Below are 20513 nucleotides of genomic sequence, written 5' to 3' on the forward strand. Positions count from 1 at the left end.
CCCGGCCAGGCCGAGTCCGCGGCTGCCCTCCCGGCCCCATCGGCCCGATGACCAGCCCGCCGTCCTCCATCAGATAGCCGCACGGCCGGTTCTCCGACTCCGCGCGTACGGCGGCCCGTTCGGCGAGCACCACCGAGGTGCGGGCCGACGGTCCCACGCCGAAGCCGGCCGCCACTTCCACGCCCAGCGTCTCCCGGGCCTGGTCCAGTACCGGTACGACGAGCAAGTTGCGGCTGAGGCTCTCGAACAACGTGCGGCGGCCGAGCACCACCACACCGCGTCGGCCGCGGTTCTCGATCCAGGCGTCGGCGAGCTCGGGCGTGGCCCGCAGCAGGTGCAGTAGGCCCGTGCGGCCGCGCTCCAGGTCACCGGAGCGGCCGAGCCCGTTGACGCAGAAGACACCGGCGGCGAACCCGGCGGCGCCCGCTCGCTCGGCCCGGATGCGCAGCACCAGTTCGTGCAGTTCCGAGCGGATGCTGGACGGCGTGGGCGAGCCGTTCAAGACCCGCAGGGTGCCGCGCAACCGCCGTAGCACCGCGGTGCGTGCGGTGATGACATAGCCGTCGCCGTCCGGCAGGGACCGCCGGTGGAAGGCGCCGATCTCGTCGGCCGTCTGGTCGTCGGCGTAAGGAAGGCAGGTGACCCGGGTGCTGTCGAGGTGCAGCGCCTCCGTCACCTCGGAGACCACCTCGTGGTCGAAGGTGTCGATACTGACCGGCACCGGCTGCCAGCCGCGGGCCTGCGCCTGCGCCAACGCCAGTGCCAGGTCGAGGGCCGAGCTGCGCATGACGGCGACGGGCAGACCGCGGGCGAGGACGTCACGGCAGGCGCGATACGGGACGGCGCCCACCAGTAGCCCGTCCAGGGCATGTCCGTCGACGAGGCGCTGAACTCGGGGCAGGATCTCCTGCTCGTGCCCGTAGGTCACCCACTTCAGGGAGATGCCGGACAGGGGCTCGACGGCCTCCTCGAAGACTCCACGCCGGCTTGCGTGAACGACGACCCCGATCGACAGACTCATACCTACCCCTCCGCGCCGGAGCTCTCAGCGATAGCAGGTGGTGAGCCCTGGGTGCCAGGGGCACGCGATTCCGGCGAAGCCACCGTTGGGGCCGACATCGACGCCCAGCGTGTCGCCGCCGCGCAGCACCTGCCGGTCCTGGACCAGCCCGTCGGCGCCGTCCCGGATCGTCTCCACCAGCCAGCGGCCCGGGCCGATCGACAGCGGCACCGTCGCCGTACGGGCGGCGCCCGCGTACACCCCGCCCAGGAACCAGCGGTCGCCGCTGCGGCGGGCCAGGACGGCCGAGTCGCCGGGCTGTCCGGCGAGCAGCCGGGTGTCGTCCCAGGCGGCGGGCACCTGGTCGAAGAAGGCGCGGGCGAGCGGTCGGGCGTCGTACGACTCGGGGGTGCCGGCGAACATCTGCAGGCCCGACTCGTAGGCGACGGCGAGGCCCACCTCGGCCGCGTCGGAGTTGGGGCGCAGGCCCACGCGCTGGAAGGCGCCGGGGGTGAAGTCCATGGAGCCGATGACGTTGCGGGTGAAGGGCAGGGTGGTGAGGTGGGCGGCGGTGTTGGTGCGCTTCTCCTCGCCGCCGACGCCCTCCATCGTCATGACCTGCGGCCAGGTGCGCTGGATGCCCTTGGGGATCGTGGAGCCGTGGAAGTCGACCATGAGGTGGTGGGCGGCCGTGTCCCGGAGGATGGCGTCGTACCACTGGAGCATGGGCTGCGCCTCGGAGTTCATGAAGTCGATCTTGACTCCCTTGACGCCCCAGCGTTCCAGGGTGGGCAGCCACTGGGCGCGTTCCTCGGGGGTGTCGAGGTCGCGTTGGTGGATCCAGACGACGATGCCGACACCCTTGGCGCGTGCGTAGTCGACGAGTCGGGGCATCCAGCTGTCGGTCTGCCAGTTCGGGTCGGTGGTGTCCCACGCGTCGGTCCTGAAGTACCAGCCGGCGTCGACGGCCTCGTAGGGCCAGTGCCGTTCGGCGGCGTAGTCGACGTAGCCCTGCTGCGCGGCCAGGCTCTGGCCGGCCTCCTTGCCGCCCGCGAGCCAGGTCCACAGGACGGTGCCGGGGTGGATCCAGGACGTGTCGGCGACCTTGGAGGCAGGGGCGAGGTCGTCGGTGAAGGTGGAGCGGGTGACGGTCGCGAGGTCTCCGGTGATCATGGCCCGCCAGGGGGTGGCGAGCGGGCCGTCGGTGTGGACACGGTCGTCGGCGAGCTTGATGCGGTAGGTGCCGGTGCCCTGGTCGTGGGCGAGCCGGGCGCCCGAGTACGCACCTGTGAGGTCCGACTCGGCCAGCAACGTGTAGCCACCGTCGGTGGAGAAGAGGGCCTGGTCGGAGTACTCGCCGGTGGGGGCGGTCGCGGCCGTGTACTGGTTGAACTGGCCCTCGTTGTCGACGCGGTAGGTGCCGAGCCAGGCGCTCGCGTCCGGCGGCAGGTTGAACGCGGACGTCTCGCCGAGCACGTCGCCGTGGCCGGCGGGCAGGACGTAGCGGTAGGCCACGCCGTCGGCGGAGGCGCGGACGACGAGGTCGAGGCGGGCGCCGGCGGAGGTGGCGAAGGACAGGCGCGTCTCGTTCATGCGGACCCGGCGCTCCAGCCGCTTGCCGGACTTGGTCCGGTAACGCTCGTCGACCCAGCGGTCCTTGCGGTGCAGGAGGTGCAAGTCGCGGGAGAGATCGGCCTGTTCGGTGACGATGCCGACGGGCGAGGGGGCGATGACGGTACGGCCGCCGCGGGTCACCGACAGGCTCAGCGTGCCGGTGGTGTCGTCCAGGGAGATCCGCGCCTGGGGTGCGTGGGGCGCCTCCGACACGGTCCAGGTCTGGTCGTGCTGTTCGGCCCGCGCGGGCGCGGTCATACAGAGCGTGGCCGCCAGGCCGGCGCAGAGCGTGGCGACCGCGGTCCTGATCGGAACCGCCATAGGAACCCTCCCTGATGAAGTGCCGGATCTGACGGAGCTTCAATACATCGGGTGTATCAACGAAACTATGAAGGCATAGTGCACCTGTCAACGACTCTGTCAGCAACAGTCTCACCCGAAGCTCTTGACTCCTCCGATGTATTGGAGTTGCCTGCGTCCCTCGTTCCAGACGCACCCGACCTTCACGACCTCACCGGAAAGGACCCACGATGAACCGGAGATCCGTCTTACGCGCCGGAGCAGGCCTGCTGGCCGGCGGCGGCGCGCTCGCCCTGCCGCCCGCGCCGCTCGCCGTCGCGGCGACGTCCGCCGCGGCCGCCGGCCCGACCGACGGGTGGACGCAGACCTCGTTCACGTACAGCTGGCAGAAGCCGTGGAACCTCGACCTGAGCGACCGGCACAGCTACAGCGGCGGTGTGCACCGGATGTGGGTGTACGCCACCGACGAGCCGTTCGAGGAGGGCAGCTCCACCGACCCGCGCACCGAGATGCGCTGGAAGGTCGACTACACCACCGGCGACCACATGTGGGACGCCGACGTCTACCTCCCCTCGGGCACGGACGGCGCCTCCTTCGTCCAGATCCTGCGCAGCGTCCATCCCTCGGGCACCCCCGCCACCGACATCATGCTCAACGTCTACGACACGGGCGGCGGTACCGTGCGGCGCTACGACGGCACGGTGCTCAAGACCGGCGCGTACGACACCTGGTTCAACGTGAAGATCGCCCATCAAGCGAGCAGCGGGACCGGGACCGTCAAGGTGTACTTCGACGACTCGCTCGTCCTGACGGTCGCGGACCGGGGTCCGGCCACGCGCTACTTCAAGAACGGCGTCTACGACCACGGTTCGGGGCGCGCAGAGGCCCGTTTCCGCAACCTCACCTACTGGACGCGGTGAGGCGGCGCCGCTCGCGGAACAGGATGCCGAACGGTCCGCGGACGCCGTACCCCACGGGGCGGCGGGTGACCGAGGCGCCGGCTCGCTCGGCCCGGGCGAGCTGGTGTTCGGCCAGGTCGAGCAGGGCTCGCTGGAACGGCCGGAAGCCGGGCGCGCTGGAGTCCACCAGGGACCGTGAATCGGAGAGTGCCTTTCCGGCCTTCTCGCACGTCGCGGCGGTGAGCGCCCCGATCGCCTCGGTCTGCTCGCCCTGTTCGAGTGCGGCGCGGGTGACGCCGAAGCGGTCGAGGTCCTCCTGCGGCAGATAGAGACGTCCTTCGGCGAGGTCCTCCGTCAGGTCGGTGAGGAAGTCGAGGCGTTGCAGGCCCTCGGCGAGCAGCCGGCAGCGCGAGCGGAAGAGCTCGTCACCGCCGCCCCGGTGCTGGAGGTCCTCCATCACCATGAGGGCGGGCAGGGCGAGCTGGTCGATGTAGCGCTGAAAGTCGGCCTCGGTCTCGTGGCCCGCGAAGTGCAGCTCCTCCTCCGTGCCCTTGAGGTAGGTGCGCACCCAGTGGTGGGGCAGCTCGCGTGCGGACGCCGTGTGCAGGAAGGCCCGGAGGACCGGGTCCTGGGCACGGCCGGTCTCCAGGCCCTCGGTGACCTGTTCGGACCAGGCGTGCCAGCGCGGCAGGCGTTCATGGAGGGGCCCCTGATCGGCCAGGTCGTCGGTGCGGGCGAGGAAGGCGTAGGCGGCGACCAGATGCGGTTGCAGCGACGGCGCCACCAGCAGTCTCACCACGGCGTAGTGCGCGACGATCCTGCGGCTGAAGACCCGGGCGGCGATCGTGTAGTCGGCGTGCAGAGCGCGGTCGTGCACTCCGGCGGCCTTCAGTCTGCGTTCCCAACCCGGCACGACCGACCCGTCTCCCTTCCTCCCGGGCCACCACCGGCCCGACTCCTGCGCCGACCCTAGCTTTCGATCGCCGGTGACATGTAATGGCTTCGGGGAACCCTCGCCCGGCGGCGGACGTTTTCGGGACAACCCCACCGGGGCGCACACGACTGGACGAGGGCGGCACGATGAGCGAGTTGGTCCCCGGCGGGAACACGCCCCTTCCCGGCGGCACCGTGACCATCCGCGTGCCCGGCCCCTTCGACGTCTCCGCGCTCATCACGGACGAGAGCGGCAAGGTCCGCGGCGACGCCGACTTCGTCTTCTACAACCAGCCGTCCGCTCCGGGCGCCCGCCTCAGCGGCGACACCCTCACCGTCGACCCGCCGAGGCTGCGCCCGGGAGCCACCCGGGTCACCGTCGTCGTCAGCCCGGCCGACCCCGGCACCCCCCTCGGCCGCCTCCCCGCCCCCACCCTCCGGGCCACCGCTCCCGACGGCCGCCTGCTGGCCCGGTTCGCCCCGCCGCCCCCGCGGCAGGAGACGGTGCTGTTGCTCGCGGAGATCTACCGCCGGGGCACCGGCTGGAAACTGCGGGCCCTGGGGCAGGGGTACGCGGACGGACTGGCCGGTATCGCACGGGACTTCGGCGTGGACGTCGCGCACGACGGGGCGGGGTCGGCAGCGGCGCCGACCTCCACTGCGCCGGGCGCGTCCTCGACCGTAGGCAGTCCTGCGGGAGGACGGGGTGCGCCGCCGGTGCGGACACCAGCGGCCCGAGCCACTGCCCCCGCCGTCCCCTCCCCGGACCCGGACGGCTTCCTCGCCCTGGTCAACTCCGCCCGCGCGCGGGCCGGTTCCCCTCCCGTCTCCCTCGACGCCCGCCTCGCCGACGCTGCCCACGCGCACGCCTCCGCCATGGCCGCGGCGGGACGTCTCGGTGTGGAGGGCCGGGACGGCGTCTCCGTCCACCAGCGGATCACGGCCACCGGATACACGTACATCACGGTCGGCGAGCACCTGGTCTCCGGCCCGCGCACGACCGCCGAGTTCGTCGACTACTGCCTGCGCACCGACCAGGCCCGACGCACCCTGCACGACCCGGCCTTCACCCACGCCGGTCCGGCCCACGTCAGCGGTGGAGGCGACACCTACTGGACGGCCCTGTGGGCGAGACCCCTCACCCCCGCCGACCTGGCCCGTACAACCGCCGAGGTCGTCGAGCTCACCAACCGGGAGCGCGCCAGGGCCGGTCTGCGTCCGCTGGCCGCCGACCCGCGGTTGTCCGCCGCGGCCCAGGCGTACAGCACGGACATGGCGGTCCGCGCCTTCTACTCCCACACCTCCCCGGAGGGCACCCAGCCCTGGGACAGGGCGGCCGCCGCGGGCGCGCGACATCGCTCGATCGGCGAGAACATAGCCTGCGGCCAGCGCTCCCCCGCCGAGGTCGTGGACGGCTGGATGAACAGTCCGGGCCACCGCGCCAACATCCTCAAGCCCGACTTCACCCACATCGGCGCAGGCTTCGCGGGCGGCGGCCCGGCGGGCACGTACTGGACACAGCTGTTCGGCGGCTGAACCGGCCGCCGGCATGCCCCCAACATCCGCGCCGCGCCGCGATCTTGGCGGAATGGAATCCTCCGGGACAGGATGCCCGTATGAAGGGTTCCCTCTTTTCCAGTGAGCACATGGTCCAGCCCGCCGCCGCGCCCGGGATGACCGTCGAGAACGCCAAGTGCGTCAAGTGCGCGGTGAACGGCGAGATGCTCGCCCGCCAGGGCGCGATGATCGCCTACCGCGGCAACCTCCAGTTCGAACGCAAGGGCCAGGGCGTCGGCGGCATGCTCAAGCGCGCGGTCACCGGTGAGGGGCTGCCCCTCATGACGGTGCGCGGGCAGGGCGAGGCCTGGTTCGCGCACGAGGCGCAGAACTGTTTCATCGTCGACGTCGACCCCGGCGACGAGTTCACCGTCAACGGCCGCAACGTCCTGTGTTTCGACGCCTCGTTGTCGTACCGCATCGCCACCGTGAAGGGCGCGGGCATCGCCGGCGGCGGCCTGTTCAACAGCGTCTTCACCGGGCAGGGCCGACTGGGTCTGGTCTGCGAGGGAAATCCGCTGGTCATACCGGTCTCGCCGCAGTATCCGGTGTACGTCGACACGGACGCGGTCGTCGGCTGGACGGCCGGCCTGCAGACCTCGCTGCACCGTTCGCAGTCCATCGGCTCGATGCTGCGCGGTGGCTCGGGAGAAGCCGTGCAGCTGATGCTGCAGGGCGAGGGTCACGTGGTCGTACGGCCCAGCGAGGTGACCCCGCAGAAAGCACAGCAGCACTGAGACCTCGTGAGGTGATCTGCGCCTCACGGGCAACCTCCTCGGCGTACGTGACGTCTTGACCGGCAACGGGTGATGCCCTGGCCTCCGGGCCGGGGCACATTTTTCGAGGGTCTATACACACCATGTATACACAGAGCGTAGAGATGGCATGTATAGACGGCGCGTATACCTACCGAAAGGGATCCATGTACGGCAAGGCATTCGCCCCGGAGTACCAGGGCGCCCTCACCGCGCTGTCCGTCAACTCGTCCCTGACCGACGTACTGGCGGCCGGGACACGGCAGTTGAGGGCGGCCGAGCAGGACGGGCAGCACGGGGAGGCGGCTCGCTCCGGGCTCGCGGTCGCCGAGGCGCACCGGCGACTGGGGCAGATCCGGGACGCCGACCGGGCGTGGAAGGCGAGTTACCGAGCCGCCCGGGAGGCCGGGGACACGGCGGCGATGGCCTGGGCGCTGTGGAGCGGCGGCACACTGGCCCGGCAGCGGGGCGGGTTCCCGCTGGCCAGGCGGCTGCTGGCGCTGGCGGCCGAGCTCGGCGAACGGGGCGGCGATGTCGTCGTGCGCGGCTACTCGCTCGCGGGCCTCGCCGAGACGGGCCGTATCCAGGGCGACTACGAGGAAGTCGCCCGGCTGCACGAGCAGTTGCTCGCCGAGGCCCGACGGCGCGGCGAGGCCCGGCACACGGTGTGGGCGCTGGAGGGCATCGCGCAGATCCACCGCAACACCGGCTCGTTCGACACCGCGTACGCCCTGTTCGAGGAGGCGGCCGAGATAGCCGGGCGCGCCGACGACCGGCGCGGGCACGCGTGGGCACTGCGCGGCCTCGCCGACATCGTCTCGGTGCGGGACGGGGACGTCGAGCGGGCTCTCGGGCTGCTGTCCGAGGCGGAGGCGACCTGCCGGGCCATGCGGCTCTCCAGCGCGCTGGCCTACAACCACAAGATGCGCGGCAACGTCCTGTACCGGGCCGGGCGTTACGCCGAGGCCCGGGAGCTGTACGAGCGGGCGCTGGCGGAGTTCCGGGCGATGAGCGAGCCGCGAGGCGAGGCGTTGTCCCGGCTCGGGCTGGCCAAGTCACTGGCCCGGCTCGGTCGCGACCGAGCCGAGACCGCCACCGAACTTGCCGCTCTGGCACACGAGTTGGAGCGGATCGGATTGCGGCACGCGCGGGAGATGGTGGCCCGGGCGCAGGAGGAGTTCCGCGTGCGGGCGGAGGTCGTCCGGTGACGGCGCTCTCCTCGGCCGCGCGGCCACCGCTCGACACCATGCTCTCCTCGTCGCTGCGAGCGCCACTCGACCCCACCCAAGTCCTGGACCATTGCCGCGAGTTGGTACGACCGGCGTTGGCCGAGTCCGTCGGGCGGCTGCATCCCTGGGTGGGTGAGATGGCCGCGTACTCCTTCGGCTGGTGCGAGGTGGGCGGTGCGCCCGCCGTCACCTCCGGTGGCAAGGGCGTGCGGCAGGCGCTGGCCGTGCTCGGGGCAGAGGCGGTGGGCGCGCCGGCGCGGGCCGGGGTGCCGGCGGCGGTCGCGGTGGAGCTGGTGCACACCTTCTCCCTGATGCATGACGACATCATGGACGGCGATGCGGTGCGGCGCCGTCGCCCCACGGTGTGGAAGGCGTACGGCACCGGGCCCGCGGTCCTGGCGGGCGACGCCCTGTTCGCGCTGGCCGTCGAGACCCTGGCCGCGCAGGCCGCCGGCCCGCAGGCGGTGCGGGTGCTGTCGACGGCGCTGGGCGACCTGGTGCGCGGGCAGGCGGACGACCTGCAGTTCGCCGCGCGGCCGTGGACCGGTCCCGAGCGGGTGCGGCCCGGGGAGTACCGGGCGATGGCCGAGCACAAGACGGGTTCGTTGCTGGGCTGCGCACTGGGGCTGGGCGCGCTGCTCGGCGGTGCGGCGCCGTCGACGGTCGCGGCCCTGGACCGTGCCGGACGGCATCTGGGGATCGCCTTCCAGGTGGTGGACGACGTGCTGGGCATCTGGGGCGATCCGGTGGTCACCGGGAAACCCGTCCACGCCGACCTCAAAGAGCGCAAGAAGACGTTCCCGGTACTGGCCGCGCTCGACTCGACGGACCCCGCGACACGCCGTCTGACCAGGCTGCTGGACGCCGGCGGTGCGGAAGAGGAAGCCGCCGCGCTGATCGAGGCGGCGGGCGGGAGGGCGACCGCGCTGACCGAGGTACGACGCCACATCACCGCCGTGGAAGCGGCTTTGGGCGACATGCCGCTTCAGGGGCGGGCCGTGCACGGACTGCGGTCGCTGCTGGGCTTCCTGATGCGCCGGGAGCTGTGAGACGCCCCTTCGGGCGGACCTCGGAGAACCGGCCGTCGACCCCTCCGAAACCGAGTTGACCTTCGCCGTGTGCCGAGTAAGGGTGCAAGCGGTGCGGACCGTCGCCCCGCACCGGAAGGGTGACCGCCGTGATCGGGATGTCGGAGATCGAAGCCGCGGCCGACCGTATCGCCGGGCATGTCGTACGCACCCCGACGGTGCCCTGCCCCGGCCTGACCTCGCTGCTCGGCGTCCCGGTCACCGTCAAGCTCGAACTGCTGCAGCGCACCGGGTCGTTCAAGGCCCGCGGGGCCACGGCCAAGTTGCTGTCGCTGAGCGAGCCGGAGCGGGCCGCGGGTGTGGTGGCGGTCAGCGGCGGCAACCACGGGATCGCCCTCGCGGTCATGGCCGCCGCCCTCGATGTGAAGGCCACGGTGGTCATGCCGCGCTCGGCGCCCGCGCGTGCGGTCGAGATCGCCGAGGACGCCGGGGCCTCCGTACGGCTGACGGACGACATGGCCGGGGCCTTCGCGCTCACCGCGCGGCTGCGGGAGGAGGGGCTGACGCTGGTGCATCCCTTCGACGACCCGGTCGTGGTCGCCGGACAGGGCACGGTGGGGCTGGAGTTCGCCGCCGACGCCGGCGAGCTCACCGACGTCCTGGTCAGCATCGGGGGCGGCGGGCTGATCGCCGGTGTGGCGGCGGCGCTGCGGGACAGGCGGCCGGGGCTGCGCATCTGGGGTGTGGAGACCGAGGGCGCCACGGCCATGTCGGAGGCGCTGGCGGCGGGCGGCCCGGTGCCGGTCGCCCTGTCGTCGATCGTGTCCACGCTCAGCGCGCCGTCCGTGTCCCAGCTGACGTACGACCATGTGTCGGCGTTGGTCGACGAGGTGCTCGTGGTGTCCGACCAGGAGGCGGTGCGGGGCACCCTCGACCTCGCCGACCACGCCAAGGTGTGGGCAGAACCCGCCGCCGGCTGTCTGCTGCCCGCGGCCCGCCGGGTGCTCGAACGGGTCGGTGAGGGTGCCCGGCTCGGGCTGGTGGTCTGCGGGGGCAACGCGACGACCGGCGATGTCATCGGCTGGACGGAACGCTTCGGGCTGCGCTGAGTTCCTGTCGCCGCGACCCCGGAATGGGCTCTCTTGAATTCCGGTCAGCCAAAGGCGACTTCCTCGAACCGGGCCAACTCGACATGAACAAACAACTTCATCGGCCCACGAGTTGCAGATTCTTTGAACACATCCCGTTGCACCCCCCGTACCTCTCTGTGAAAGGTGAGAGCCAGGGGTTCAGCGAGGGATGACCATGGTCAAGGCGCATGTCTTCACACACGAGCTGGTGGCCGGGAGGTACCGGCTCGTCGATGTCGTCCACCGCGAGACGAACCGCGTCTGCTGGTACGGCAAGGCGGTCGACGGCGCCGGGCGGCCCTATCTGCTCACCGAGATCCCCCTGCCCGCCGACGCGGACGGGGAGGCGGCGCCCCGGGCGACCGCGCGGGTCATCCGCATGTCCGAGACCATGGGCCTGCTGTGTCCCGGCTCGGTCGCCACGGTCATCGACGCCGTGGAGGAGAACGGCACCCTGTGGATCGTCACCGAGTGGATCGACGGTACTCCTCTCGGCGAACTCCTCGCCCAGCAGGGCACGTTCAACTACATCCGGGCCGCCCGGATCGGCCTGGAGCTGCTCGACGTGCTGGAGGTGGCGCACGGCGAGGGCATCACCCATGGGGAGCTCAGCCCCGGCCAGGTGTTCGTCACCGACCGGGGCTCGATCGTGGTCACCGGCTTCGGACTGGCCGGCGCGACCCTGGCACCCCGGCTGACGGCACCCTCGTACGCCTCGCCCGAACAGGCCCGCGACGAGCGCATCGGGCCGGCCGCCGACCTGTGGGCGCTCGGCGCGATGCTGTACACGATGGTCGAGGGACGGGCGCCCTTCCGGGACCGGGACCGGCCCGAGACCACGCTGAAGGGCGTGGACCGGCTGCCGCTGCGCACGCCGGTGCACGCCGGACCGCTCACCCGGACCGTGCTGGGACTGCTGCGCAAGAACTCCCGGGAGCGGCTGACCCGCCAGGTGGTCCGTGAGTCCCTCACCCGGGTGCTGACCGAGGACCCCGACACGGTCACGGAGACCGTGCCCCGGCCGCGGTTGCGCGGCGTCTACACCGCCGCCGTGCACGCCGTGCCCGGGTGGAGCAGACGCACCATGGCCGCCGGCACCGCACTGGCCGTCGTGACCATCTCGGTCGCCGCACTGGCCGTCACCCACGAACTCCCCGGCACCGACACGTCCTCGACGGACGCCGCCTCCCAGCCGACCGCCTCCGCACCCGCACCCGCGTCTCCTTCCACGCCCGCGGACCGCACCGACGGCAGGAACTCCACGCCGTCCGCGTCGCCGACGCCCACCGCCTCCCCGACAACGTCGTCAACGCCCTCGGCCCCGCCGTCCGCCTCGGCCTCCGCGCTGCCGCAGGGCTTCCAGCGCTACACCGCGCCGGAGGGCTTCTCGGTCGCCCTCCCCAAGGGCTGGAAGCGGCTGGACACCAAACGCGTCGGCGATCTGTCGTACCGCGTGACCTTCGGCGCCGACGGCGATCCGCGCACCCTCGCGGTCACGTACAGCACGGTCCTTGGCCCTGATCCCGTCGCGGTCTGGCGCGACGACGTCCAGCCGGAGTTGGAGCGGGAGGGCGGCTTCCAGCGGATCGGCGAGATCAAGGCGACGACGTACCAGGGCCACAAGGCCGCCGACATGGAGTGGTTCACCGTCGCCGACGGCAAGAAGACGCGCACCTTCGGACGCGGCTTCCTGCTCGGCGGCGGCCATGGCTTCTCGCTGCGCTGGACGACCCCGGCCGCCGACTGGGAGGACTCCGCCAACCGTCAGGCCCTGGACACCTTCCTGCGGACCTTCCGGGTGCCGTCAGCCTGACGGGCGGGGTGCGCGCATCGCGCGCAGGGGCGCCCTGTGCAGTGGAGTGGTGTGCCAGCGTGCCGTGAAGGTCCGCTCCGGCAGGGAGCAGGTCACGGTCAGGCGGTGCGGGGTCTCCAGGAACACGACGTCCACGGCGAGGGTGTCCGCGTCGGCCCATCCCCCGCTCACCGCGGTGGGCAGCGGCTCGTCGGTGACGATCCAGCCGGCCTCCCCGAAACGCAGATCCAGCGGGTGGCCGTCCTCGGTGAGCGTGAGACTCCAGCCGTCGGGGCCCGACGTCACGGCGACCGAGGTCAACTTCGGCACGTCGGCGCAGGTGCCGCCGTACGGAGTGAACTCGGCGCGCCAGTCCGCCGTCCGCCCGGGCGAGGCGGGCTTCCCGGCGGCCGGCGGCAGGGCGAGCCGGGCGAGGCGCTCCCGCAGGGCCGTGTCCTCGTCGTCCCGGCCGGTGAGCGACTCGGGTCCGAAGGCGGGCAGCAGGTGCTCCCAGACCAGGTCGAGCACCTGCTGCATCTGCTCGGTCGCCGCCGTGGTCGCGATGACCGCGTCGTGCTCGGGCAGCACCAGGCAGAACTGCCCGAACGCCCCGTCGCCGCGGTAGCCGTGGCGCGCCATCCAGAACTGGAGGCCATAGCCCTGCTGCCAGTCCGACACCGCCGGACCGGCGCCGGAATTGTCGATGTGCGGGCGCGTCGCCTCGGCCACCCACCCCTCGGGCAGCAGCCGCTCCCCCTCCCAGACCCCGTCCTGCAGATACAGCTGTCCCAGCCGCGCGATGGCGTCGGTGCAGGCGTGCAGCCCGCTGAAGCCGAGCTCCCGGCCGGCCCGGTCGTGCAGCCAGGCCGCCTCGCCGATGCCGAGCGGATCGAACAGGCGAGGACGGAGATACGCGGTCAGCGACTGACCCGTGACGCGCTGCACGATCGCCGCGAGGGTGTACGTCGTGGGCTGGTTGTAGGCGAAGACGGTCCCCGGGTCGCGGTCGGGCCGCACCAGCAGGAAGCCGCGCACCAGCTCCGCGCGGTCGGCGGCGAGCGCCCGGTCCAGCGTCTCGGCCTCGTGCCCGCTGGACATGGACGCCACATGCCGGACGAGCATCGCGCGGCTGCGCGGGTCGGTGATGTCCGCCTCGAACTCCGGGAAGTACGAGATCACCGGATCGTCGAACCGGAGCAGCCCCTCGGCCGCCGCGAGCCCGGCGGCCGTCGCCGTGAAGCTCTTGCTGAGCGAGTACAGCAGGTGGGGGCGTTCCGGGGTGTACGGCGCCCACCAGCCCGACGCCACGAGCCGGCCGTGTCTCAGGATCATCAGGCTGTGCGGCTCGATGTCCGGGGCGGCTTCGAGGGCGTCGAGGAAGGCGTGGACGCCGGCGGCGTCGACGCCCTGGGCGGCGGGGGTGGCGGAGGGCAACGGGCGAGCACTCATGACCACATCCTCCTCGGTGATCCACCGCGGATCCAGGCCCGTTTTCCGTCGCCGAGGCAGGATACCCGGCGGCCATGGTGCGCATCGGATACACGATGATGACGGAACAGGCCGGCCCCCGTGAGCTGGTCGACCATCTGGTACGGGCCGAGGAGGCCGGTTACGACTTCTCGGTGACCTCGGACCACTACTTTCCGTGGCTGCGCTCGCAGGGCCACTCGCCCTACGCCTGGAGCGTGCTGGGCGCGGCGGCCCAGGCGACCACGCGCATTCCGCTGATGACGTATGTGACGTGTCCGACCGTCCGCTACCACCCGGCGGTCGTCGCGCAGAAGGCGGCGACGATGCAGCTGCTGTCCGAGGGCCGGTTCCGGCTGGGCCTCGGCTCCGGGGAGAACCTCAACGAGCATGTGGTGGGCGGCGGTTGGCCGTCGGTCGACGTACGCCACGAGATGCTGGAGGAAGCGGTCGAGATCATCCGGGCGCTCTTCAAGGGCGGTCATGTCAACCATCGCGGCACACACTTCGACGTGGAGTCGGCCCGGCTGTGGGACCTCCCGGACCAGCCGCCACCCATCGGCATCGCCGTCTCCGGCGAACAGTCCTGCGCCCTCGCGGGCCGGCTGGCCGACCTGGTCATCGCCACCGAGCCCGAGGAGGGGCTGCTGACGTCGTTCGACGAGCACGGCGGCGAGGGCAAGCCGCGGGTGGGCCAGCTGCCCGTCTGCTACGACCCCGACCGGGACACGGCCGTGCGGCGCGCGCACGCGCAGTTCCGCTGGTTCGGCGGCGGCTGGAAGGTCAACTCCGAGCTGCCGCACCCGGATTCGTTCGAATCGGCCACCCAGTACGTCACCACCGACGACATCGCCTCGTCGATTCCGTGCGGCGACGACCCCGACGACTTCGTCGAGGCGGTACGGCCGTACGCCGATGCCGGGTTCGGGGAGATCGCACTCGTGCAGATCGGCGGAGAGTCCCAGCCGGCGTATCTGGACTGGGCGGAGAAGACCCTGCTGCCCGCGCTGCACGACGCGTTCGGCTGACGGTCGGCGCGTCGGCGCACCGAGCCCCGGCAAACCATGACCAACGGGTGCCTATAGGCTGCCGGTCTGCACTTCTGCAGTCCGACAAGCTTTGCACAGGAGAGTCATCGGTGACACTGGCGATCGACCCGTCCGAGGCGTCTGAGACCTCTGAGCCGTCCCCCGCGCCCCTGTCCGACCTGGTGGCGCGAGACGCCCGGGAGTTCGGGGTCTACGCGCGCACCGGCGGCTGGGCCTTCGGCCTGATGGTGGCGCGCAGCGTCCGGCCCGGCGGCCAGGGCGCGGAGGAGACGCCGAAGGTGTCCGCGAAGGAGTTCGCGGAGCTGGCCGGGTGCTCCCCGGAGCGCGTGATGCGCTACTACAAGGCCTGGGACCGGGCCGCCGACGACGGCATGGTGCCGCACTTCGAGGCGCTGCAGCCGGGCCAGGAGGTGGAGCTGCCGGACGCCGACGTGTGGCTGACCTACTACGTCTCCCGCAACAGCGCCACCTCCGAGCGGGGCACCGCCATCGGCGAGGCCGCCGAGGCCGAGGGCATCCGCCCCACCAAGGCCCTCGAAGTGGCCGAGAACCCCACCGCGCTGCGCGCCGCGATCCTCGCCGACCCGTCCACGGCCCGGGCGGCCCGCCAGGCGCTGCTCGACCGGGTGCGCGAAGACCCGGAGCTGCAGGCCGAGTTGGCTCGGGACGTCGTCCGCACCGACGACCTGAAGAAGGCGGTGGCCACCGAGAGCCGGGCCGCCGACCGGATCGGCTATGTGCGCCAGATCGCCGAGTCCGGCCAGGTCAAGACCCCGGCGGGGCAGACCATCGACGCACCGGTCGACCTGCGTCAGGAGGCCGAGCGGCACCTCTCGCTCATCGACGAGCTCGACGAGGACGAGGACACCGGCGAGTGGGCCTCCGAGGCCTACGACACCCTGAAGTCCCTTGTCGCTGAGACGGTCGAGTCGGACCCCGAACTGCGCGTCCAGGAGCGGCGGACCAGGTTCTACAGCAGCCTGCAGAAGGCGACGAAGGCCTTCGAGGAGCTGACCTTCGACGATGTGCAGGAGTTCGTCGAGGACGACATGGTGCAGCGCCTGGAGGAGCTCCAGCAGGCCATCGACTCGTGCCTGACCGCGCTGCGCGGCGCCACGGACTGAGCGTCCCGACCGGGCGGGGCTGAGTAGCCGTACTCATGCCACCGCCCACCCGCTCGACCAGCATGGGGGCTCCTGATTATGAGGAGCCCCCATGACCGCTGTTGTGCACTCCGCCGTCCCGCGACGGCAGCTGCCCGCCGTGCTCGCCGCCCTCGTGGTGCTGGGCATGGCCGTGTCGGCCTGGGGCGCGCGACCGCACGACCTGGTTCCTGGAGACCGTGTGGGTGCTGGTCGGCCTGCCACTCGTGGTGATCGCCTGGCGGCGCTTCCCGCTGACGAACCTGCTGTGCTGCCTGCTGGCCGTGCACGCCATGGTGCTGGCGGTGGGCGGCCACTACACCTACGCGCAGGTGCCGCTCGGCGACTGGGTGCGGGACACCTTCGGCCTGGACCGCAACCCGTACGACCGCTTCGGCCACCTCATGCAGGGCTTCGTCCCGGCGGTGCTGGTACGGGAGCTGCTCAGCCGTACCTCGCCGCTGCGCGGCAGCCGCTGGCTGGCCCCGCTCACCGTGTGTGCGTGCCTCGCCTTCAGTGCCGTGTTCGAGATGCTGGAGTGGCTGGCCGCGGTGGTCGGCGGACACTCCGCGGACGCCTTCCTGGCCACGCAGGGCGATGTGTGGGACACACAGTGGGACATGTTCTGCGCGCTGATCGGCGCCACGGTGTCGGTGCTGGTGCTGTCCCGGGCGCACGACCGGCAGCTCGACACCCTCGGGGTCACTCCGGCGTATGCCGGTGCCGGGTCCACAGCGGGATCGCATACCAGCACAGCACGTACCACGCGACGACTCCCGTGACGATCCAGGGCACGGCCCCGTTGTGGGTCGCGACCCGGAGGATCAGCAGGAGCGAGGAGGTCATGGTGGCGAGGAGGAGCACCAGGCCGACGTAGGTCATCCGGGAGGCCCATTCGACGGCCTCCGCCTTGACCCGCTGCCCGGACACCAGGCGGTGCAGGGACACGGGTCCGATCAGCGCCCCGGTCGCGGCGGCACCCAGGATCACCGTGACGATGTAGATGGTCTTGTCGGTGTGTTCCAGCGAGGCGTACTTCTGCTGGAACACCACGGTGAGCAGGAAGCCGAACAGGATCTGCACCCCGGTCTGGGCGACCCGGACCTCCTGGATCAGCTCGCCCCACTTGCGGTCGGCTCTCTCCTCCTCGGTCTCGTGCCGGCCCCACTCGTTCACGTCCGCACCGCTCTTGGAGCCCGTCAAGGTTCCTCCCGCTCGGTCGACCCGTGTCTCTTCCCCGACCGGGTTCCCGGTTCGCACGGAATTGACCGGGCCGGGCGGGAAACGACCACTGTTTGGGCGATCACACGGCGGTTACACGGAGCGGACGGCCTACGACGACCATCCGAGGAGTCCACGACCATGTCCGGCACCGAGCTCACGCTCACCCTCAGCGGCGCCACCGCCGACGACGCCCGCGCCGTCGTGCGGGTCCTGGAGCCCTCCTTCGGGAATGCGAAGGAGGAGCTGCCCGCCGACGACCGGGTGACGGTCCACACGGCGAGGTTCGAGCACGATCCGGCGGGCGCCCCGCCGTCCGCCGCTCCCGTGGGCACCGGTCACCTGTCCGGGGCGGTGACGGTGACCGTGCAGGGCGCTCCGGAGGCGGTGGCGAAGGCGCACGACGCCCTGAATCAGGCGTTCACCGCCCAGGACCAGGGCACGGTCTCCGGCGACCAGGAACAGGAACGGCAGCTGCTCCTGGAGCCGTGAGCGGGCCGCGGGCGGTTACCAGCGGCCTTCGACCTGGTCCTTGATCCGGCGGTCGTAGAGGTCGCCGATCGCGGCGAGGGTCTCGTCGGAGAGATCCGGCAGCCTGGCGGCGGCCGCGTTCGCGCTGGCCTGCTCGGGCGAGCGGGCGCCGGGGATCACGGTGGTGACACCGGGCTGCTGGACGATCCAGCGCAGGGCCAGCTGGGCCGGGGTGTATCCCTCGGGGGCGAGAGCGGCGAACTCCACGGCGGCCTCGACGCCGGTCGCGTAGTCGACGCCGGAGAAGGTCTCGCCCTGGTCGAAGGCCTCGCCGTGCCGGTTGTAGGTGCGGTGGTCGTTGTCCGGGAAGACGGTGTCCTTGGTGTACTTGCCCGACAGCAGGCCCGAGGCGAGCGGGACGCGGGCGATGATGCCGACGCCGGCCTTCTGGGCGGCCGGGAGCACCTCGCGCAGGGGCTTCATCCGGAACGGGTTGAGGATGATCTGCACGCTCGCCACACCCGGCCGGGCGATCGCGGTCAGCGCCTCCGCGCAGGTCTCCACGCTGACGCCGTACTGGGCGATCCGCTCCTCCTCGACGAGGGTGTCGAGCGCGTCGAAGACCTCGTCCGTGGAGTAGACGGGCGTGGGCGGACAGTGCAGCTGGACCAGGTCGATGCGGTCGACGCCGAGATTGCGCCGCGAACGGTCGTTCCAGGCGCGGAAGTTGTCGAGGACGTAGTTCTCCGGGATCTGGTCGACCCGACGGCCCATCTTGGTGGCGACCAGTACATGCAGGTCCGGGCGGCCCGCGAGGAACGCGGCGATGGTCTGCTCGCTGCGCCCGTCGCCGTAGACGTCGGCGGTGTCGAAGAAGGTCACCCCCGCCTCGGCCGCCGCCTCCAGCACCGCCAGGGCTTCCTTGTCGTCGACGTCTCCCCAGTCGGCGCCCAGCTGCCAGGTGCCGAGACCGATGACGGATGCGTGCTGATCAGACCTACCGAAAGTGCGCTCGTCCATGGCGTCAGTCTGTCATCCGTCACGCCCGAGCGCGGAATGGGCCGCTCCGGTGCGGGACCGGTGAATTGTTCACTCACATGAGTGCGGTGATTGGGCAGAGGGTGGACTCGTGTCAAGGCACGCCTAGCGTGGCCCCCGTGACTGATCGTTCAGTGAGCAACCATCCCGCCGAGGCTTCCGACGACCCGTCCTGGAGCCGCCGCGGCTTCCTGCTCTCGGCCGCCGCCCTGGCCGCCGTGCCGGTCCTGATCGCCGCCGATCCGGCGGTCGCGGCACAGGAGTTGCCGGACTTCCCTGCCGACGTCGACCTGTACCGCTCGGCGTACCGCAACTGGGTCGGCGAGATCACCGCCGACGGCCTGTGGGCCTGCGCCCCGACGAACCCCGCCCAGGTGGTCGATGTCGTCAACTGGGCCTGGGGGCACGGCTGGACGGTCCGCGCCCGGGGTTCCTCGCACGGCTGGTCGCCGCTGACGATCACCGAGGGCACGTCCTCGGACGCGAAGGTCCTCCTCGTCGACACCGCCCCGCACCTCACCGGCCTCTCCCTCGACTCCCCGACCGCCGTGCGCGCCGGCACCGGAGTCACCCTGGAGGGCCTCCTCACCTACCTGGAGGAGCACGGCCTCGGCGTCACCGCCGCGCCCGCTCCCGGCGATCTCACGCTGGGCGGCGCGCTCGCCATCGACGCGCACGGCTCCGCCGTACCGGCGAAGGACGAGGAGCGGCTGCCGGGGCACACATACGGTTCGCTCAGCAATCTGGTGCTGTCGCTGACGGCGGTCGTGTGGGACGAGGGCGCCGGGTCGTACGTGCTGCGGACGTACGACCGCGACGAGGCGGACTGTGCCGCCCTGCTCACCCATCTCGGCCGCTCGCTGGTGACCGAGGTCGTGCTGCGCGTGGGCGCGAACGTCAATCTGCGATGCCTGAGCCGTACGGACATCCCGGCCGCCGAACTCTTCGCCGCGCCGGGCTCCGACGGGCGCACTCTCACGAGCTTTCTGGAGGAGGCGGGGCGGGTCGAGGCGATCTGGTTCGCCTTCACCGAGTTCCCGTGGTTCAAGGTGTGGAGCGTGGCTCCGACGAAGCCGCTCACCTCACGGCACGTGACCTCGCCGTACAACTATCCGTTCTCCGACAACGTGCCGACCGTGGTGGCGGACCTGGTCGGGCGGATGACCTCGGGGGCGGCCTGGTATCTGGCTCCGGTGCTGGGCAACGCGCAGTCCGATGTGGCCACGGCCGGGCTCCTGGCGACACTGTCCGCGGACATCTGGGGCCCGTCGAAGAACACGCTCCTGTACATCAAGCCGACGACGCTCAGGGTGACGGCGAACGGGTATGCCGTGCTCACCACACGGTCCCAAGTCCAGCGCGTGGTGGCAGAGTTCACGTCCTTCTACCGGGAGCGGCTCACGGCGTACGCCGCCCTCGGGCGCTTCCCGGTCAACGGCTCGGTGGAGATCCGGGTGACCGGCCTCGACGACCCGGCGGACGCCGAACTCGACGGTGCCCACGCCCCGTTGCTCTCCGCCCTGCGGCAGAGCCAGGCGCACTCCGAGTGGGACACGGCCGTGTGGCTGGACGTCCTGACACTGCCCGGAACACCGTACGCGGAGGCGTTTCTGCGGGAGTTGGAGCAGTTCCTGCTGCACGGTTTCGACGACGAGCGCGCGCTGACCCGGGTCGAGTGGTCCAAGGGCTGGGCGTACACCGATGACGCCGTCTGGAGCGACGAGGACGTGCTGGATAGGACGATTCCCGCGTCGTTCGGCGACGCGGTGTGGGGGCAGGCGGCCGGGGTCCTGGACCGGCTCGACCCGCACCATGTCTTCGGCAACGCCTTCCTCGACCGGCTGTTCGCTCAGGGGGTTGCCGTCCTCGGGCGCCGCTGAAAGGCTCC

General features: G+C 71.6%; 16 protein-coding genes and 1 pseudogene. 12 read left to right on the forward strand and 5 right to left on the reverse strand.

Annotated features, from left to right (window positions below; translation table 11 throughout):
- Positions 1–1045 precede the first annotated feature (1045 nt).
- On the reverse strand, positions 1046–2935 hold the full coding sequence (locus ACWC09_RS06815; protein ID WP_450849240.1) for a glycoside hydrolase family 97 catalytic domain-containing protein: 1890 nt from the start codon (positions 2933–2935) through the stop codon (positions 1046–1048).
- Between the two features lie 209 nt (positions 2936–3144).
- Here ACWC09_RS06815 and ACWC09_RS06820 point away from each other — a divergent pair, with 209 nt between their 5' ends.
- The gene (locus tag ACWC09_RS06820; protein ID WP_450849242.1) at positions 3145–3834 is read left to right on the forward strand and encodes a polysaccharide lyase family 7 protein; all 690 of its coding nucleotides are present in this window, start codon (positions 3145–3147) and stop codon (positions 3832–3834) included.
- On the opposite strand, the gene ACWC09_RS06825 is transcribed toward ACWC09_RS06820, so the two are convergent.
- Complete coding sequence (locus ACWC09_RS06825) at positions 3815–4726, reverse strand: squalene/phytoene synthase family protein (RefSeq protein WP_450849244.1); 912 nt, start codon at positions 4724–4726, stop codon at positions 3815–3817. The genes ACWC09_RS06820 and ACWC09_RS06825 overlap by 20 nt on opposite strands.
- Before the next feature lie 167 nt (positions 4727–4893).
- Between ACWC09_RS06825 and ACWC09_RS06830 the strand changes: the two genes are divergently transcribed.
- From ACWC09_RS06830 to ACWC09_RS06855, 6 genes are all read left to right on the forward strand, one after another.
- A complete protein-coding gene (locus ACWC09_RS06830; protein ID WP_450849246.1) occupies positions 4894–6282 on the forward strand; it encodes a CAP domain-containing protein in 1389 nt (462 codons plus the stop codon).
- An 80-nt stretch (positions 6283–6362) separates the two neighbouring features.
- Positions 6363–7040, forward strand: coding sequence for an AIM24 family protein (locus ACWC09_RS06835; RefSeq protein WP_450849248.1), 678 nt, complete (start codon positions 6363–6365; stop codon positions 7038–7040).
- A gap of 185 nt (positions 7041–7225) precedes the next feature.
- Positions 7226–8266, forward strand: a complete 1041-nt coding sequence (locus ACWC09_RS06840) for a tetratricopeptide repeat protein (RefSeq protein WP_450849250.1) — start codon at positions 7226–7228, stop codon at positions 8264–8266.
- Positions 8267–8304: 38 nt separating this feature from the next.
- A complete protein-coding gene (locus tag ACWC09_RS06845; RefSeq protein WP_450849559.1) occupies positions 8305–9336 on the forward strand; it encodes a polyprenyl synthetase family protein in 1032 nt (343 codons plus the stop codon).
- A 128-nt stretch (positions 9337–9464) separates the two neighbouring features.
- On the forward strand, positions 9465–10424 hold the full coding sequence (locus ACWC09_RS06850; protein WP_450849252.1) for a threonine/serine dehydratase: 960 nt from the start codon (positions 9465–9467) through the stop codon (positions 10422–10424).
- Between the two features lie 196 nt (positions 10425–10620).
- Entirely contained in the window at positions 10621–12258 is a 1638-nt protein-coding gene (locus ACWC09_RS06855) for a serine/threonine-protein kinase (protein ID WP_450849561.1), read from the forward strand.
- Here ACWC09_RS06855 and ACWC09_RS06860 read toward each other — a convergent pair.
- A complete protein-coding gene (locus tag ACWC09_RS06860; protein ID WP_450849254.1) occupies positions 12250–13686 on the reverse strand; it encodes a serine hydrolase domain-containing protein in 1437 nt (478 codons plus the stop codon). The two genes, ACWC09_RS06855 and ACWC09_RS06860, sit on opposite strands and share 9 nt — an antisense overlap.
- Positions 13687–13760: 74 nt before the next feature.
- Between ACWC09_RS06860 and ACWC09_RS06865 the strand changes: the two genes are divergently transcribed.
- The 3 genes and pseudogenes from ACWC09_RS06865 to ACWC09_RS06875 all read left to right on the forward strand — a co-directional run bounded on the left by ACWC09_RS06865 (position 13761) and on the right by ACWC09_RS06875 (position 16677).
- The gene (locus ACWC09_RS06865) at positions 13761–14732 is read left to right on the forward strand and encodes an LLM class F420-dependent oxidoreductase (protein ID WP_450849256.1); all 972 of its coding nucleotides are present in this window, start codon (positions 13761–13763) and stop codon (positions 14730–14732) included.
- 110 nt (positions 14733–14842) lie between these two features.
- A complete protein-coding gene (locus tag ACWC09_RS06870; RefSeq protein ID WP_450849257.1) occupies positions 14843–15877 on the forward strand; it encodes a hypothetical protein in 1035 nt (344 codons plus the stop codon).
- Between the two features lie 91 nt (positions 15878–15968).
- Positions 15969–16677 (forward strand): annotated as a pseudogene (locus ACWC09_RS06875) (DUF2238 domain-containing protein).
- Here the strand turns inward: ACWC09_RS06875 and ACWC09_RS06880 are convergent.
- Positions 16598–17098, reverse strand: a complete 501-nt coding sequence (locus ACWC09_RS06880; protein WP_450849259.1) for a DUF6328 family protein — start codon at positions 17096–17098, stop codon at positions 16598–16600. The pseudogene ACWC09_RS06875 and the gene ACWC09_RS06880 sit on opposite strands and share 80 nt — an antisense overlap.
- Positions 17099–17257: 159 nt before the next feature.
- Here ACWC09_RS06880 and ACWC09_RS06885 point away from each other — a divergent pair, with 159 nt between their 5' ends.
- A complete protein-coding gene (locus tag ACWC09_RS06885) occupies positions 17258–17608 on the forward strand; it encodes a hypothetical protein (RefSeq protein WP_450849261.1) in 351 nt (116 codons plus the stop codon).
- A 15-nt stretch (positions 17609–17623) separates the two neighbouring features.
- Here ACWC09_RS06885 and ACWC09_RS06890 read toward each other — a convergent pair whose 3' ends face one another.
- Positions 17624–18607, reverse strand: a complete 984-nt coding sequence (locus ACWC09_RS06890; protein WP_450849263.1) for an aldo/keto reductase — start codon at positions 18605–18607, stop codon at positions 17624–17626.
- Between the two features lie 137 nt (positions 18608–18744).
- Between ACWC09_RS06890 and ACWC09_RS06895 the strand changes: the two genes are divergently transcribed.
- Positions 18745–20505 (forward strand): cholesterol oxidase substrate-binding domain-containing protein, encoded by a 1761-nt coding sequence (locus ACWC09_RS06895; protein WP_450849265.1) that lies wholly within the window; start codon positions 18745–18747, stop codon positions 20503–20505.
- Positions 20506–20513 lie beyond the last annotated feature (8 nt).

It is taken from the genome of Streptomyces sp. NPDC001617 (genome assembly GCF_053596855.1).

Excerpts from the sequence above, each read along its gene's own strand:
- ACWC09_RS06815 (WP_450849240.1), bottom strand. The coding sequence starts at position 2,935 with ATGGCGGTTCCGATCAGGACCGCGGTCGCCACGCTCTGCGCCGGCCTG.
- ACWC09_RS06820 (WP_450849242.1), top strand. The coding sequence starts at position 3,145 with ATGAACCGGAGATCCGTCTTACGCGCCGGAGCAGGCCTGCTGGCCGGC.
- ACWC09_RS06830 (WP_450849246.1), top strand. The coding sequence starts at position 4,894 with ATGAGCGAGTTGGTCCCCGGCGGGAACACGCCCCTTCCCGGCGGCACC.
- ACWC09_RS06835 (WP_450849248.1), top strand. The coding sequence starts at position 6,363 with ATGAAGGGTTCCCTCTTTTCCAGTGAGCACATGGTCCAGCCCGCCGCC.
- ACWC09_RS06840 (WP_450849250.1), top strand. The coding sequence starts at position 7,226 with ATGTACGGCAAGGCATTCGCCCCGGAGTACCAGGGCGCCCTCACCGCG.
- ACWC09_RS06845 (WP_450849559.1), top strand. The coding sequence starts at position 8,305 with ATGCTCTCCTCGTCGCTGCGAGCGCCACTCGACCCCACCCAAGTCCTG.
- ACWC09_RS06855 (WP_450849561.1), top strand. The coding sequence starts at position 10,621 with ATGGTCAAGGCGCATGTCTTCACACACGAGCTGGTGGCCGGGAGGTAC.
- ACWC09_RS06860 (WP_450849254.1), bottom strand. The coding sequence starts at position 13,686 with ATGAGTGCTCGCCCGTTGCCCTCCGCCACCCCCGCCGCCCAGGGCGTC.
- ACWC09_RS06865 (WP_450849256.1), top strand. The coding sequence starts at position 13,761 with ATGGTGCGCATCGGATACACGATGATGACGGAACAGGCCGGCCCCCGT.
- ACWC09_RS06885 (WP_450849261.1), top strand. The coding sequence starts at position 17,258 with ATGTCCGGCACCGAGCTCACGCTCACCCTCAGCGGCGCCACCGCCGAC.
- ACWC09_RS06890 (WP_450849263.1), bottom strand. The coding sequence starts at position 18,607 with ATGGACGAGCGCACTTTCGGTAGGTCTGATCAGCACGCATCCGTCATC.